Annotated in this window: 15 protein-coding genes; 5 read left to right on the top strand and 10 right to left on the bottom strand. The window is 61.4% G+C overall.

All coding sequences use genetic code 11. The annotated features are described in order from the left end of the window. Positions 1-30: 30 nt before the first annotated feature. Entirely contained in the window at positions 31-678 is a 648-nt protein-coding gene (locus R4P64_RS27340; protein ID WP_033236720.1) for a TetR/AcrR family transcriptional regulator, read from the bottom strand. A 78-nt stretch (positions 679-756) separates the two neighbouring features. On the opposite strand from R4P64_RS27340, the gene R4P64_RS27335 reads away from it, so the two are divergent. Next, entirely contained in the window at positions 757-2070 is a 1314-nt protein-coding gene (locus R4P64_RS27335) for a D-arabinono-1,4-lactone oxidase (RefSeq protein WP_033236719.1), read from the top strand. A gap of 10 nt (positions 2071-2080) precedes the next feature. Here R4P64_RS27335 and R4P64_RS27330 read toward each other — a convergent pair whose 3' ends face one another. From R4P64_RS27330 to R4P64_RS27315, 4 genes are all read right to left on the bottom strand, one after another. Beyond that, positions 2081-3043 (bottom strand): adenosine deaminase, encoded by a 963-nt coding sequence (locus R4P64_RS27330; protein ID WP_045069556.1) that lies wholly within the window; start codon positions 3041-3043, stop codon positions 2081-2083. 6 nt (positions 3044-3049) lie between these two features. Beyond that, on the bottom strand, positions 3050-3811 hold the full coding sequence (locus R4P64_RS27325) for a crotonase/enoyl-CoA hydratase family protein (RefSeq protein ID WP_033236717.1): 762 nt from the start codon (positions 3809-3811) through the stop codon (positions 3050-3052). A gap of 37 nt (positions 3812-3848) precedes the next feature. Then, the gene (locus tag R4P64_RS27320; RefSeq protein ID WP_317823394.1) at positions 3849-5042 is read right to left on the bottom strand and encodes a class I adenylate-forming enzyme family protein; all 1194 of its coding nucleotides are present in this window, start codon (positions 5040-5042) and stop codon (positions 3849-3851) included. A 96-nt stretch (positions 5043-5138) separates the two neighbouring features. Beyond that, entirely contained in the window at positions 5139-5939 is an 801-nt protein-coding gene (locus tag R4P64_RS27315) for an enoyl-CoA hydratase/isomerase family protein (protein WP_317823393.1), read from the bottom strand. Between the two features lie 42 nt (positions 5940-5981). On the opposite strand from R4P64_RS27315, the gene R4P64_RS27310 reads away from it, so the two are divergent. Then, positions 5982-7340 carry an FAD-binding oxidoreductase gene (locus R4P64_RS27310; protein ID WP_033236746.1) on the top strand — a complete coding sequence of 453 codons (1359 nt, stop codon included), beginning with the start codon at positions 5982-5984 and terminating at the stop codon, positions 7338-7340. Between the two features lie 164 nt (positions 7341-7504). On the opposite strand, the gene R4P64_RS27305 is transcribed toward R4P64_RS27310, so the two are convergent. Then, positions 7505-8308: a hypothetical protein gene (locus R4P64_RS27305; protein WP_033236714.1), complete on the bottom strand. Its 804-nt coding sequence runs from the start codon at positions 8306-8308 to the stop codon at positions 7505-7507. Between the two features lie 252 nt (positions 8309-8560). Between R4P64_RS27305 and R4P64_RS27300 the strand changes: the two genes are divergently transcribed. Next, entirely contained in the window at positions 8561-9991 is a 1431-nt protein-coding gene (locus tag R4P64_RS27300) for an MFS transporter (RefSeq protein ID WP_317823392.1), read from the top strand. Between the two features lie 94 nt (positions 9992-10085). Here R4P64_RS27300 and R4P64_RS27295 read toward each other — a convergent pair whose 3' ends face one another. From R4P64_RS27295 to gluA, 4 genes are all read right to left on the bottom strand, one after another. Next, positions 10086-10982: an amino acid ABC transporter permease gene (locus R4P64_RS27295; protein ID WP_172935332.1), complete on the bottom strand. Its 897-nt coding sequence runs from the start codon at positions 10980-10982 to the stop codon at positions 10086-10088. After that, on the bottom strand, positions 10979-11659 hold the full coding sequence (locus R4P64_RS27290; RefSeq protein ID WP_033234831.1) for an amino acid ABC transporter permease: 681 nt from the start codon (positions 11657-11659) through the stop codon (positions 10979-10981). The genes R4P64_RS27295 and R4P64_RS27290 overlap by 4 nt, the downstream gene beginning before the upstream one ends. A 100-nt stretch (positions 11660-11759) precedes the next feature. After that, the gene (locus R4P64_RS27285; RefSeq protein WP_172935333.1) at positions 11760-12596 is read right to left on the bottom strand and encodes a glutamate ABC transporter substrate-binding protein; all 837 of its coding nucleotides are present in this window, start codon (positions 12594-12596) and stop codon (positions 11760-11762) included. Positions 12597-12674: 78 nt separating this feature from the next. Next, positions 12675-13403 carry a glutamate ABC transporter ATP-binding protein GluA gene (gene gluA / locus R4P64_RS27280; RefSeq protein WP_080711761.1) on the bottom strand — a complete coding sequence of 243 codons (729 nt, stop codon included), beginning with the start codon at positions 13401-13403 and terminating at the stop codon, positions 12675-12677. A gap of 285 nt (positions 13404-13688) precedes the next feature. Between gluA and miaB the strand changes: the two genes are divergently transcribed. After that, positions 13689-15191 (top strand): tRNA (N6-isopentenyl adenosine(37)-C2)-methylthiotransferase MiaB, encoded by a 1503-nt coding sequence (gene miaB, locus R4P64_RS27275; protein WP_219112761.1) that lies wholly within the window; start codon positions 13689-13691, stop codon positions 15189-15191. Beyond that, positions 15188-15781, top strand: a complete 594-nt coding sequence (locus R4P64_RS27270; protein ID WP_033234997.1) for a hypothetical protein — start codon at positions 15188-15190, stop codon at positions 15779-15781. The genes miaB and R4P64_RS27270 overlap by 4 nt, the downstream gene beginning before the upstream one ends. The last annotated feature ends 28 nt before the right edge of the window (positions 15782-15809 follow it).

Below are 15809 nucleotides of genomic sequence, written 5' to 3'. Positions count from 1 at the left end.
ACCTGAATTGGACGCATGTCCATGACGGGGTCAGTGCTGCGCCTCGATCGCCTTGCCGGCGATGACCTGAACCATTTCGCCGAATTCCGCAATGGTGGCGTCGGAATCACGATCAACGAGCCAGCGCAAGACCAATCCGTCGATCATCGCCAGACTCCATCTCGCCAACGACTGCAAAGACTCTGTCCAGACAGTTCCGGAAATCGTGGCGCATTCTTCGAGAAATGCAATGGCATGCTCGTCCATGATCCGGTACTGATCGCTGGCGACGGCACCGGCACGCTCGGCCCCGAGGTTGCGGCTACGCAGAGCTTGCGCGGTGATTTCGTAGGTCAGCAACTGCCGATCAGGCGTCACCTCGATGAGCGGCCACATCCCGGTCAACCCGATGTGCAGCAGTTCCTTCAGCCCTTGGATCCCGGTCAGATCAGGCGCGTGGCGAACCTGCCCGAAGGCATGCTGGAGCGATTCGCTGAGCTGAACAATCAACGTCTCGCCCATCGCGGCGATGAGCTCCTCTTTGCTCTCGAAACAGTAGTGAACTACGCCGAGCGATACGCCCGCCTCTTCGGCTACAGCACGGACCGTCACTGAACTCACGCCGCGCTGTTCGGCAATGGAAATGGCGGATTCGATCAATTGTGTGCGGCGCTCGTCCGCCGGAAGCCTGTTGAGCATCCCATGATGTTAGAACGGAGATCGGAAAAACTAGGCACAATGCTTGCTTGGACGAACGTCCAAGTACATGATTGTCCAATGGCTTCGGATATCTGGCAGAACTGGGCAGGCACTCAAAGGGCTTCACCGCGACAGTGGGCAACACCGCGGAACACCCGTGAACTCGCAGCGCTTGTCGTCGAAGCCGCAACGCGAGGGTGGCACGTGAAGGCAGTCGGAGCGGGCCATTCCTTTACCGGTGCGGCGGTCACAGACGGAGTTCTTGTCAGCCTCGACAACTTCTCCGGGATCGAATCGATCACCCCCACCGACGACGGGGCGCTGGTGACGGTTCTCGCAGGCACGCGCCTGCGCGCCCTCAACGAGGCGTTATGGCAACGCGGGTACGCCATGACCAACCTCGGCGACATCGACGCCCAATCTCTCGCGGGAGCGCTTGGCACCGGAACCCATGGAACCGGCGCCGCGTTCGGTGGACTTGCGACGCAGATTCACGGCCTCGAAATCGTGACAGCCGACGGAGCAATCGTCACCGCGTCCGCGGATCAAAATCCGGAACTGTTCGAAGCTGCCCGCATCGGCCTGGGCGCGATCGGCATCATCACCAAGGTCACCCTCGCGTGTTCGCCTCGGTTCACATTGCGCGCCATCGAAAAACCCGACACGCTGTCCCACATTTTGGACACCCTGGACGACGAGTGCAGGACCGTCGACCACTTCGAGTTCTACTGGTTCCCCCACACCGATCGGGTCCTCACCAAACGGAACACACGCCTGCCCGGCGACACACCGTTGAAGCCCGTCAGCGCGATCCGAACCTTTGTCGAGGACGAATTCATGTCGAACACGCTCTTCGAGGGCGTCAACCGCATCGCCACCCTGGCGCCGGCCGCGATACCCACCATCAACCAGATATCGTCACGCCTGCTCGGCGCCCGGGAATTCACCGACCGCAGCTATCGGGTCTTTGCATCGCCGCGCCGCGTGAAGTTCAAGGAAATGGAATACGCCGTCCCGGTCGAACACGTCAAAGGTCTACTCCACGAGATCAATCAGTGGCTGCAAAGGACTGGAACCAACGTCGCGTTCCCCGTCGAGGTTCGTTTTGCCGCCGCCGACGACCTCTGGCTTTCCACCGCCAACGGACGCGATACCGCGTACGTCGCCGTGCACCAGTATCACCGCCGGTCCGAGACCGAGTACTTTGCCGCAGTCGAAGCGATGGCAAAGGCCGTCGACGGCCGGCCGCACTGGGGGAAAATGCACAACCGGACCATCGACGACTTACGCCCGACGTACGACAAACTCGACAACTTCATTGCTGTGCGAGACAAGTACGACGCGGATCGTGTGTTCGACAACGACTACCTACGCCAAGTGCTCGGCGCCTGAGTTCGCTTCGCTAACGCAGCAATTCCGCTTTCCGCGATTCACTGGCGAACGACGCCTTGATGGAATTGCGGGCCAACGTCTCACGTTCGGACTCGGTCAGCCCGATTGCTCGACCGAGTTCGGCGAAGTTGTCGTCGACGTACCCGCCAAAATATGCCGGATCGTCGGAGTTGACCGTCACGATCAGCCCGAGGTCGAGCATCGTTCGCAACGGATGATCCTCGAGCTTGTCGAACACCCGAAGACGAACGTTCGACAACGGGCAGACCGTCAGCGGAATCTCCTCGTCGACCAACCGCTCGACAAGCGCCGGATCCTCGAGTGCGCGGACACCGTGATCGATACGTTCAGCACCGAGGATGTCGAGCGCCTGCCAGATGTACTCCGGCGGGCCTTCCTCACCGGCGTGGGCGACCACGTGAAGCCCCTCGGCGCGAGCCCGCGCAAACACGTCCTCGAAGAGCGACGGCGGGTTACCCACCTCCGCAGAATCGAGGCCCAGACCGACAATCGGAGCCTGCAACCGGATGATCTCCGAGAAGATCTCCTCGGCATCTCTGACGGGTTGATCGCGCAGAATCGCGGCAATCGCGCTGCTGCTGAGTCCGAACTCCCGCTCACTCGATGCAACGGCGTCCATGATTCCGTCGAGAACCTCGGTCAACGGAACGCCTCGGACCACGTGCGCTTGCGGGTTGAAGAAGAACTCGGCGTGCGAGACCCCCGCAGCGGCAGCACGGCGGAAGTACGCCCGCGTGAGATCCGCAAAATCCTCGGCTGTACGCAGAACGGCCATGTTGGCAAAGTACAGATCGAGGAACGACTGCAGATCCGAGAACTCGTACCGGGACTTCAGATCTTCGATGTCCTTGTACGGCAAGTCCATTCGATTTCGCTCGGCGAGGCGGTAGATCTGCTCGGGCTCTAGTGAACCCTCGATGTGCATGTGCAATTCGGCAACTGGTGTAGCCATGTCGTGTTACCGACCCTTCCATACCGGCGCGCGCTTCTCGGCAAAAGCCGTCGCGCCTTCACGTGCGTCCTCGGATACGAAAATCGGTGCCAACAACTGCATCTGGTTGGCAAATGCCTCGTCGTCCGACCATCCGGCGGCCTTGACCATGATCTCTTTGGTGACCGTGACGGCGAGCGGACCGTTACGGCTGATGCGGTCGGCGAGATCCAGCGCACCGTCCAACGCCTGACCTGGTTCTGTCAGTGTGTTCACAAAACCGTACGAGTGCGCTTCCTCCGCTGTGAAAGCGTCTCCGGTCAAGGCATATTCCAGGGCCTTCTGATACGGAATGCGCTTGGGTAGACGGAACAATCCGCCGGCGCCTGCGACCAGACCCCGCTTGACCTCGGGGATACCGAACTTGGCTTCGCGAGAGGCAACCACCAGATCGGTGGCCAGCACCAACTCGGTGCCGCCTGCCAAGGCAAAGCCCTCGACCGCCGAAATGATCGGCTTTCGCGGCGGCCCCTCGGTGAAACCGAGACCGCGGCCCGGAACCAGTACGTTCTCGCCGGCCACAAACGCCTTGAGGTCCATACCGGCACAGAAATTTCCGCCCGCACCGGTCAGCACTGCCAACGACAGCTCGTCATTACCGTCGAGTTCTTCGACAGCTGCTGCCAATCCGTGGCTGACCGCGGCGTTGATCGCGTTTCGTGCCTCGGGCCGGTTGATCGTGATGATCAGCGTCCGCCCACGCCGCTCGGTGAGAACCTCGTCTGCCATGCATCTCCCTCTCGTAGTCTTTCGACACCGCGCATGCTCATGCTGCGTTTCGTTCGACAATACGGACGAAGCCCTCCGCATCGATCTGTGCGGTGTCATGGGTGCAGAACCAGCCCTGCATGAAACGCGACGACGTCACTTCCGGCGAATTCCAGTACCGACGCGCGACACTCGGCCCGCGGCACCACAGTTCGCCGTATCCCCCCGGTGCATCGGGGCCGTACAACGCGACTTCCATTCCGCCAAAAGCGATTCCCACGCTCCCTAAATGTGTCGAAGCCGATTCGATCGGCAAGATCAGACCTCCGCCACACGTCTCGGTCTTTCCCCAACCCATCACATGCTGAGCGGCCGGAAACGCCGCCAGTAGCTTGTCTTCCTGCTCGGCCGTTACCGGGAACCCACTGCAGTCCACCCACTTCACCGATCGCGAGGCTGCTCGCGCCGCCGGACCCACCGCAAGCAATCGTGGTTCGAGGAGATCCTCGGGGCGCCCGGTGAGAATGTCGACGGTATGGGCGGACTCACGCCAAAAATCACCCGCCACAACAACGGTGCCGCCGATCACCAACGTGGCGAGCACATGAACAAGCTCCCGGACGGATCGAAAATCGCTGTCCACCAGAAGATTCCGCACACCCTCGACGCCGTAGTCACGCGAATGCAGAAGCCCTTCGATTGTCGAGAGCACATTCTCGTTGCTCAATTCGACGCCAAGCATCGCGCCGGACGGATCCGCCGTGTACGCCAGAACCGCCAACTCGTCCGGCGCAGCACCGTCGTCGATGAACGGAACCCCGTGCGGCAATTCCCCATCGAGCACCAACACCGATCCACTGTCCGCAATCACCGCGGAAACCTCCGCGTCGCCCCACGCCATGCCGAGAGACACCGGAACCCCACCGGCCAGAATGACTCCGAGGCACGCTTCCAGCCACCGAACGCCGGCCGCAAACCGGATGGCCACCCGATCGCCGATCTCGATTCCCCGCGACTTCAACCCGCCGGCTACCCGAGACGCTTCAGCCCACAGTTCGGCGTAGGTGACCTGTTCTCCGTGCACTTCCTCGACCGCCGTTCGCCCGGCGAACCGGTGCACCGCAACGTCGAGTAATTCCGACAACGACGGATCCAACTGCCGGTAACGCAGCAGACCGTCCGTCGCCCGACTGACTCGCGTATCCGTGAGCAGCCCATTCGAACAGTGATACTCCACAAGCCTCGACCGCATCTGTACCTCCACAGACCGTGACAAACCCACACCCGCGCCATTCGACTATATGACGTGAGTCACAGGTAGTGGAGCACTCTGGCGATACCCGTGTGCTTACTTGCCTGTGTAGACGGCCTTTCCTGGACCTACATCGAGGAAGCTGCGCACAGCGCCGCGAAGGTCCTCGGTCTCGAACAGCGCCCCCGACACTGTCGGTGTCACCGCATCGGCATGAGCGATACCGCCGGAACGCCACGCCGCCACGATCTGCTTGGTCGCGTCATGTGCCCGCGTCGGCCCGTCAGCCAACCGCGCTACCAGTGCCCGCGCGGCCGCGTCGACATCATCGTGAACGGCATTGACCACACCCCACGATTCAAGCGTCGCCGCGTCGTACAGATCGCCCGTCATCACCAGTTCGCGAGCGCGTCCGGAACCCGCACGCTCGGCCAGGCGTTGCGGCCCACCCATCGACGGCGTCAACCCGACCACTGTCTCCACCAAACCGAACTTCGCCTTGGGCGCGGCAAGAATGATGTCGCAGGCCAGCGAAATCTCGAACGCAGCCGTCAGCGTCAACCCATGCGCGGCGTAGACCACCGGACACGGAAGCGCCTCGAGTGGATGGCAGATCTGCGCAAAAAGCTCGCGCCACAACTCGGCGCCCTGCTCGGCACTCAAACCGTCGAAAACATGGACGTCGACGCCGGCCGAGTTGACCTTGCCCTCGGCCCGCAGCAACACCGCGCGCGGCGGCGCAGCCGTCAACGACGCGATATCCGCGATCACTGCGTCGAACATCGCCTGATCGAACAAATTGAGCGGTCCGTGAGCAAACGTCAGCACGGCAACCTCGGCTCCGCCATCGGTGATGATTCGCTCGAGACGGGTGGGATGCGGTTCGGAAGCAGTCATGGCCGTCACCTTGCCACACCGCGGGCGACATACGATCAGGGAGTGGACGGTCTGAGAAAAGCGCTTGCCGACGTTGTGGGACAACGGTTCGTCACCGACGATCCCGATGTTCTGCGCTCCCGCTCGGTCGATCACACGGGCAGATACAGTGGACGTGCCCAGGCCCTGGTCCGCCCGGCCGACACCTCCGAAGTGGCCGCAGCACTCAACATCTGCCGACAATTCGGCGCACCCGTCACCGTGCAGGGTGGACGCACCGGACTTGTCGCCGGAACCGTGCCCGAACACGACGACGTCCTGCTCTCCACCGAACGTCTCACGACGATCGGCGAGGTCGATGCCGCCGCGGGGAGGATCACCGTCGACGCGGGAGTGACACTCGCACAAGTACATTCCGCTGCTGCCCATGCCGGACTGAAGTTCGGCGTCGACATCGCGTCGCGTGATACCGCGACAATCGGCGGTATGGCTGCCACCAACGCCGGTGGGCTGCACACGGTTCGATACGGCAACATGGCGGAGCAGGTCACCGGACTCGAAGTTGTTCTTCCAGACGGCACCACCGTGCGCCGTGAGGTAGCCGTCCGCGTCGACAACTCCGGCTACAACCTGCCGGCGCTCTGGGTGGGCAGCGAGGGAACTCTCGGGGTGATCACACGCGTCGACCTGGCACTTCACCCCGTGCCGAAACACCGCGTCACAACACTCACCGGGTTCGATTCACTGGGCGCCGTTGTCGACGCGGGACGCATTCTGCGCACCGTCGGCGGCGTCGACGCGCTTGAACTACTCGACGGCCGCGGATTGGAACTTGCTGCGAACCGACTGGGCGCCGGCGTTCCGACGGGACGCCGATGGTATCTGCTGGCCGAGGTATCCGGCGCCCACGACCCTTCGGAAGACGTCAGCGCAATCATGGACCGGATCAATCCACCGGACGCGCCCGCCGTAGCGCTCGACACGGCCGGTTCAGCCCGATTATGGTCTGCACGTGAATGTTTCGCGGAAGTCGTAGGATTGTTCGGACCACCTCTCAAGTTCGACGCGGCACTCCCCCTTGACACACTGGCGGCATTCGCGGAGTCGGCGGTCGGCGTTGTCGCAGAATACGCACCGGAAGCGATCCCGATCCTGTTCGGTCATGTGGCCGAAGGAAACATCCATCTGAACGTCCTGAATTGCCCCGACGCCGACGCCGTCTACCTCCGCATTCTCGAACTGGTGCGTCACTACGGCGGAAATATCAGTTCCGAACACGGAGTCGGCTCGCTCAAACGCAATTACCTCGACATGGCACTCACGCCGGAGGACATCGGCGCGATGTGGGCGATCAAGCGAGCCTTCGACCCCGACGACTTTCTCAATCGTGCAGTGATGTTTCCCGACTCCCTTCGGCGCTGACTACTAGACGCTGTGGACCTTTCGGCTTCGGTTGTCCTGCAGGGCAGTCAGCGCGCACCTTGCCGCACAGCGTGCCGCGGCGAGAACCACAGGATGCCTGGCTACCGTCCACGCCCGTCTGGCAATTGACGGGGCAGTCTCATTCTGCATGTCGGCGTTCGAGTTCAGTGCCCGTGGTGAGCGTGTGCGTGCTCTGACACGGGCGCGGTCGCATTGTCGGCAGTCAGAGTGAATTCGGCCGTACGCACCACTCCGTCGTGTTTGAAGTCCAAGAACAATCGGTAATCCTCAGCGCTCGGCATGGTGGCGTAGAAGGTGATTGCCGGTCCGGCCGGGGTAACACCGTCACCGGGATGGCCGTCCGGGTGGACGTGGAGATACGCGAGGTCGGAGGCGCGCAGCGCAACCAGATGCCCATAGGCGGCGAGGTAGGGCTGCAAGTCTGTGACCGGGTGACCGCCTCGGCTGACCGAGAGCGTGAGCTTCGATGTCTGGCCGGCGTGGGCTGCGCCGTCGAGGGAGACGATGTAGCCGTCGACCGTCGTGGTGGCGGCCGCAGCAGGCAACGGCCGGGGGTCATAGGCGCCGGAAACTTGTACATCCGCACTCAGCGTGATTCCGTCGCCCCCGTCAGGAGTGAAGTCAGCGAAGACCCGATACTCCCCTGCATGCGCGAAATCTACTGAAACATGCCAGGTTCCGGACGCGTCCAGTTCGGGATGCACGTGCTGGAATCCGGTCAGGTCGCGGCCGACCACGATCAGATGTAGCTGCTTGTCGTGAGTATCCGTGTACCGGATCAACGGAGATCCGGTCGCATCCACGATCCGGAACTGCAGGGGTACGCGACTGCCGACGGCCGCCTCCGACGTTGCCAATTCCAATGTGTAGCCGTTTTCGCTGAACATCTTGCCCTCCAAAGGTTGGGTCGACGGCACTTCCGTTGCCGTCTGCGTTGGGTTCTTCACTTCTTGAAGTCGAACCTGTTGCAATTTGTACCATACCCCCCTAGGGTATGCAACGAACAAAACAAATCACTCCGAATTCACTCGAAGGAGATCCGATGCGCACCTACGCCGAGCGCCGGCCGATCGAGTTCGAAAAGCGCACTATTTCTGGGTATTTCATCGATCCGCAGCCTCGATGTCGCGACGCCTCGACTATGACACTCCCAGACCTCGCAAACATGACGCATACCCCGTACCCGTAAGGAAATCAGAATGTCCACACAACCTAGATCCACCCGTAAGTGGTGGGCGTTGGCGTTGATCGCCGCCGCTCAGTTCATGGTCATCATGGACACCTCGATCATCGGTGTCGCTCTCCCCCAGATGCAGAGCGATCTCGGCTTCTCCCAGGAAGGCCTGACCTGGGTCTTCAATGCCTACGTCATCGCCTTCGGCGGGCTGCTCCTCCTCGGCGGGCGTCTGTCGGATCTGTTCGGCGCGCGCCGAGTGTTCACCGCCGGTTGGCTGATCCTGCTGATCGGTTCCGTCGTCGCCGGTGCCGCCGGCAACGTCGCCGTCGAACTTGCCGGTCGCGCAGTTCAGGGCGCAGGAGCAGCACTCATCGCGCCGTCCGCCCTGACCCTGCTGATGATGCTGTTCGGCAGCACGCAAAAGGAGATGACCAAGGCCCTGTCCATCTACGGTGCCGCGGCGCCGGCCGGCGGTACTGCCGGAGTGTTCCTCGGCGGCGCCATAACCGAATACGCCAGCTGGCCTTGGGTTTTCTATCTGAACATCCCCATCGCAGTCATCGCATTGATCGCCACGCCCATCCTGATGCCGAATGCACCGGCACGCACGGGATCGATCGACTTCCTCGGTGCACTGGCGGTCACCGCAGGCCTCGCCGTCGGAGTCTTCGGCATCGTCAGAGCACCTGACGTCGGTTGGGGATCCGGGCAGACGTGGCTTGCGCTCGCCGTCTCGGCCGCATTGTTGGGTGCATTCGTGTTGATCCAGTCCAAGCGTCGGGAACCACTGGTGCGGCTGGGAATCTTCAAGGCGCCCAATCTCGGTGCCGCGAACGTCGCTCAGCTCGTCCTCGGCGCGGCCTGGATACCGATGTGGTTCTTCCTGAACCTGTACCTGCAGCAAGTGCTCGGATACAGCGCCTTCCCCGCCGGCGCAGCTTTGTTGCCGATGACGATCTTCGTCATGCTCGGCATGATCGTCGTCGCGCCACGGGCCATGGCGCGGTTCGGTGCAAAAGCAATGATCGTCGCCGGATTGCTGGTACTGGGAATCGGTTTGGGGTGGATGTCCTTGATCCGGCCCACCGGTAACTTCTGGGTCGACGTGCTGCCGGCATCGTTGGTGGCCGCGGCCGGTATGACGCTGGCGTTCATTCCTTCACTGGGTACGGCGATTTCGGCCGCGCGCCCGGAAGAAGGCGGATTGGCTTCGGGCATCGTCAATGTCAGTTACCAGGTCGGCTCGGCTGTCGGTCTCGCGGTGATGACTGCGATTGCTGCGGTGTTCGGCGCTGATCAACTCGGCAATCCGACCGAGCTGACGAACGGGTTCTCCGCGGTGTTCTTCGGTGCCGCCGTCATCGCAGTGGTGGGCGCAGCAATCACCGCGGTCGTGATGCGGTCGACCAAGGTCGAAGAGCCTGAAACCGTTAAATCCACCGTCAATTCTTGACCAACTCCGGTGGTGGGGGGGGGGGGGGGGGCGCCCCCGCCCCCCCCCCCCCCCCCCCCGCTTCTGGTGTCGGTGAAGCAATAGGTCGATCAGTTCACGGCTTGGTCAGATCCATTCCCGGAACCGACACCGCAACATCGGCGACCGGCGGAGCGATCGGACCCTTGCCCTTTCGCTTTCCGGACCTCAGTCGTTTCTCGACCTTGGTTGCCAGGTAAGTCAGCGAAGAGTTCAAGATGATCATGATGACAGCAGCCACCATGAGCGCCGGCAGGTAGTTCTGGAACGCAGCACCCAGCTGGGTGGACTGTCGAACAAGTTCGGTGTAGCCGATGATGTAACCCAGAGCTGAATCCTTGAGCGCAACAACCATTTGCGATATCAGTGCGGGGAGCATGGTTGTGACTGCTTGGGGTAGCAAGATTGTCACCATGATTTGAGATTTGCGCATACCGAGAGCTTTGGCGGCTTCACTTTGTCCGCGGGGGAGTGAGTTGATTCCCGAGCGAACGATTTCCGCGATCACCGATCCGTTGTAGAGCGTCAAGCTCACCACGACGGCCGTAAGAGCCAAGTAGTCGAGTTTCACGATCTTGTATTCGGCAAGAACGGCGTACATGAAGATGATCAGCAGAAGCACGGGAATCGCACGGAACAATTCCACGATGACACCACTGATAATTCGCACAACGCGGTGATCGGACAATCTGCCGATTCCGAGAATTGCGCCGAGGATCAGTGCAAGCACGATGGACAGTGCTGCCGCAATCAAGGTGCCCTTGATGCCGGGAAGCAGATACGTCGTCCAGACGTCCGCCTGCACGAACGGATCCCATTTGGCGGAGGTCAGCTGCCCCTTGTCGTCGAGCGCGCGGTACACGACATACGCGATGGCGAGGGCGAGGACGGCTACGACAACCGAAGCGAATCGGTACAGTGCCCGTGCCTTCGGGCCGGGTGCGTCGTAGAGAACCGTTGCTTGCTTAGTCATCGTGCGACCTCGAATTTCTTGGCGAGCTTACCGAAGAGCAATCCTGTCGGCAGGGTCAAGATGACAAAGCCGACTGCAAAGATTCCTGCGGTCACGAAGAGTGCGGCTTCGTTTTCGAGAATCTCCTTCATCAATTTCGATGCCTCGGACACGCCGATGACGGCGGCGACGGTGGAGTTCTTGGTCAGAGCGATCAGGACGCTTCCGAGCGGTGCGATCACAGCGCGGAAGGCCTGCGGAAGAACGATGAGTCGGAGGTTCTGCAGGAAGGTCAACCCGAGGGACCGTCCTGCTTCTGCCTGTCCGGCATGGACGGTGTTGATTCCGGCGCGGATCGACTCGCACACAAACGACGCGGTGTAGACGCTCAGTCCGAGGACGGCCAAGCGGAAGTTGTTGTCGATCACGAAGGTTGACGAACTGGTCGATGCGAGGCTGATGTCGAGAGTTTGGTACAGACCGAACACACAAAAGAGCAGGATCAGGGTGAGCGGCGTATTGCGGAAGACGGTGACATAGGCGGCGCCGAGGAATCGGGCGACAGGTACGGGAGATACCCGCATCGCGGCAACAATCACTCCGAGTATCAATGCGCCGATAGCCGAGAAGATCGTGAGCTGGATCGTGGTCCAGAACGCTTCGAGGATCTGGCTTCCGTAATCGTCGAGTATTTTCACTTACGGTCTCCCCAGTTCATGGGTCGTTGTTGAAAGTGCTTGCCCAGGTGGGGTTTCCGGAAATGGAAACCCCACCTGGAATGGCTACTGCTCAGCTGGATCAGTACCGGTTGACAGTGGGCGGAGCGGGCATCGTGTAACCGGACGGGCCGACCGTCTCGGTGAATGCTTCTGCCCACGCTCCGGACGAGATCATCTTCTCGATGGCATCGTTGATCTTGCCGCGGCCTTCGGAATCGTCCTTGGCCAAGCCGATTCCGTAATTTTCGGTCGTGAACGGCTCACCGGCGATACGGAATGCACCGGGGGACTGTGCCGCGTAGCCGGCGAGAATGATGTCGTCGGTCGTGACTGCGTCGACCTTGCCGTTACGCAGCGCTTCGACGCACGCCGAGTAGGTGTCGAATTCCTGGAGCTGGACGTCCTTGGCGTAGGTGTCCTTCACCTTCTGGGCGGGGGTGGACCCAGCCACCGAGCACAGGATCTTGCCACCGTTCAGTGATTCGGGACCGGTGATGTCGGTGTTGTCCGCATTGACGAGCAGCGACTGGCCGGCGACGAAGTACGGTCCGGCGAAGCCGACCTTTTCCTTACGAGCGTCGGTAATGGAGTACGTCGCGACGATGTAGTCGACCTCGCCGTTCTGGATCAACGTCTCACGCTGGGCGGACGGTGACTCCTTGAACGTGATGTTCTCGGGCTTGACGCCCAATTCGTTTGCAACGTACTTCGCGACCTCGACGTCGAAACCGGTGTACGTGCCGTCTGCGTTGCGCAGGCCGAGTCCTGGCTGGTCGAACTTGATGCCGATGGTGAGCTTGCCGTCAGCGGCGTTCTCGCTGACCGTCTTGCTCTCCTCGCCGCCGCCGCAGGCGGTTGCTGCGAATGCAATGGCCATGATTCCGATTCCGAAACGGACGGAACGATTGATCTTCATGGAGATCCTCTCAATTGTGTCGACATTCGAACTGTGCAGTCGAGACGGGTGTCTTGTGGACGTCGGTGCAGGACTTGATCAGTGCGTGAGGATCTTTCCGAGGAAGTCCTTGGCCCGATCCGACTTGGGGTGGGTGAAGAACTCTGTCGGGTTGGTGTCTTCGACGATCTGGCCGTCGGCCATGAACAGCACCCGATCGCCGGCCTTGCGGGCGAATCCCATCTCGTGGGTGACCACAAGCATGGTCATGCCTTCCTTGGCGAGGGAGGTCATGACGTCGAGGACCTCGTTGACCATCTCGGGGTCGAGAGCGGAGGTCGGCTCGTCGAACAGCATCACCTTCGGCTGCATCGCGAGCGCGCGAGCGATGGCGACACGCTGCTGCTGACCACCGGAAAGTTGTGCCGGGTACTTGTCGGCCTGATTGGCGATGCCGACCCGTTCGAGCAACTGCAGTGCCGTCTTCTTGGCGTCTTCCTTCTTCGCCTTGCGGACCTTCATCGGTGCGAGCATGACGTTCTCGAGAATCGTCTTGTGCGCGAACAGGTTGAAGGACTGAAAGACCATGCCGACGTCGGCGCGAAGTGCGGCAAGGGCTTTGCCCTCCTCGGGGAGGGTTTTGCCGTCGACGGCGATGGTGCCTGAATCGATGGGTTCGAGCCGGTTGATGGTTCGGCACAGTGTCGACTTACCGGAGCCCGACGGACCGAGGACGATCACTACTTGGCCCTTGGGTACCTCGAGATTGACCTCTTGCAGGACGTGAAGTTCCCCGAAGTGTTTGTTCACCGAGGTCATCGAAATCATGGATGTGGAATCGCCGGAGGTAGTCGGCGTCGTCGCATCGTCGGCTTGGGTCATAACCGAGAACCTTAGGCGTAGTTTCCGTCTGTGCCCCGCATTTCGTCAGGGTTCCGCGTAACGGTAGTGAAAATTTTACGCCGTTGACGTTTATGTGGCGCTTTGTCGGTTTACCTGGGCGTTATTACACGCCGTAGTGGACGTGAGCTAGGCTGAAGCGTGTCACTGATCGACGAAAAGACCTCTACCGCGCCTGCGGCCACCACCGCTGAAGCCTCGGCAACCACCGCAGTGCCCCCTGCCCGCACTTATGAAGTGCGGACTCACGGATGCCAGATGAACGTTCACGATTCCGAACGTCTGTCGGGACTTCTCGAAGATGCGGGTTATCGCAAGGTGGAGTCCGGTGTCGATCCCGATCTGGTGGTCTTCAACACCTGTGCCGTCCGCGAGAATGCCGACAACAAACTGTACGGAACACTCGGTATGTTGGCGCAGAACAAGAAGGCCAAGCCCGACATGCAGATTGCTGTCGGTGGATGCCTTGCACAGAAGGATCGCGAGACCGTCGTCAAGCGGGCGCCGATTGTCGACGTGGTCTTCGGAACGCACAATATCGGTTCGCTGCCCGCGCTGCTCGACCGTGCGCGTCACAATCAACGGGCCGAGGTCGAGATCCTCGACGCGCTGGAGGCATTTCCGTCGACGCTGCCCGCGAAGCGTGAATCTGCCTACGCCGGTTGGGTTTCCATCTCAGTTGGCTGTAACAACACCTGTACCTTCTGTATCGTCCCGGCGCTGCGCGGCAAGGAAGTAGATCGTCGTCCGGGCGACATCCTGGCCGAGGTGCAGGCCCTCGTGAACGAAGGCGTGTCCGAGGTGACTCTGCTCGGTCAGAACGTCAACGCCTACGGCGTGTCGTTTGCCGACCCCGAGCAACCGCGTGATCGCGGGGCTTTTGCGTCCCTGCTGAAGGCCTGCGGAAACATCGAGGGACTCGAGCGCGTTCGATTCACGTCGCCGCACCCCGCCGAATTCACCGACGACGTCATCGACGCTATGGCGACCACTGCCAATGTGTGCCCGCAGTTGCACATGCCGTTGCAGTCCGGGTCCGACAAGGTGCTCAAGGCGATGAAGCGTTCCTACCGCAAGTCCAAGTACCTCGGAATCATCGAGAAGGTGCGTGCCGCGATGCCGCACGCCGCGATCACCACCGACATCATCGTGGGCTTCCCCGGCGAAACCGAAGAGGATTTCCAGGAAACCCTCGATGTCGTACGCAAGGCGCGGTTCTCGAACGCATACACGTTCCAGTACTCCATCCGCCCGGGCACGCCCGCGGCTGAGATGGAAGACCAGATCCCCAAGGACGTGGTCCAGGAACGCTACGTGAGGCTTCTGGCGGTGCAGGAAGAAGTCAACATCGAAGAGAACCGCAAACTCGTGGGCACCGAAGTGGAGCTCCTTGTTGCGGCAGGTGAGGGCCGTAAGAATGCGGCGACGCACCGAATGAGCGGTCGCGCACGTGATGGGCGTTTGGTGCATTTCCGGCCCGAAGGCAACGTGAACACCTCGATTCGCCCCGGCGACGTCGTGACGGTGGTCATCACGCACGGCGCGCCGCACCACCTCGTTGCCGACGACGGAGTGCTCACCCATCGGCGCACGCGCGCCGGAGATTCTTTCGACCAGGGCATCACGCCCAAGACCGCACCGATCGGTGTCGGTCTCGGACTGCCGAAGATCGGTGCCCCAGCCCCACAACCCGTTCAGATGGGATGCAATTCATGAGTTCAGCACACGACAACAGAACGTCGCCTTCCGGTGACGATGCCTCGTTCGAGGAATACCGTTCCGATCTCGACGCCGTCGAGCGAAAGATTGCCGGAGAAATCGATCCGGGTGTTCGAGCGATGGTTGTTGCGATTGCCGTTCTGGTGCTCGTCGGAACGCTTGCGCTTCCGCACGCTGGGGCAGCCAACGGCTGGGACGTCTTGGCGTTCAACCAGGACGCGGTTTCCGAACGAATCGCACTGTTCTCGCGACTGTATGTCTGGTTTGTTGTGATCTTCGGCATCGGATTCTCGATGCTCGCCTTGGTCACGCGTCGTTGGTCGGTGGCGTGGATCGCGCTGGCCGGTAGTGCCGTCGCAAGTGCGCTCGGCATGATGGCAATTTGGTCGCGTCAGACAATTCCCGAAGCGTTCCACGTAGCCGGACCGTCGATCGGACTTGTCATCGGCTGGTTCACCGTCATATTCCTGACGTTCCACTGGCTCAAGGTCGTCTGGGCGCGCACGACAATCCAGTTGGCTGCCGAGGAACAGCGCCGGATCGCTGCTGCGGAAGCTGAGAAGAATCAGGAGTGGAACGCCGGCTGACCCCGCGTAACGGGGCCGGCCGACGGTA

The organism is Rhodococcus sp. IEGM 1366, assembly GCF_033142425.1.
Lineage (GTDB): Bacteria > Actinomycetota > Actinomycetes > Mycobacteriales > Mycobacteriaceae > Rhodococcus_F > Rhodococcus_F globerula.
This window is presented reverse-complemented; position numbering and strand designations above follow the sequence as displayed.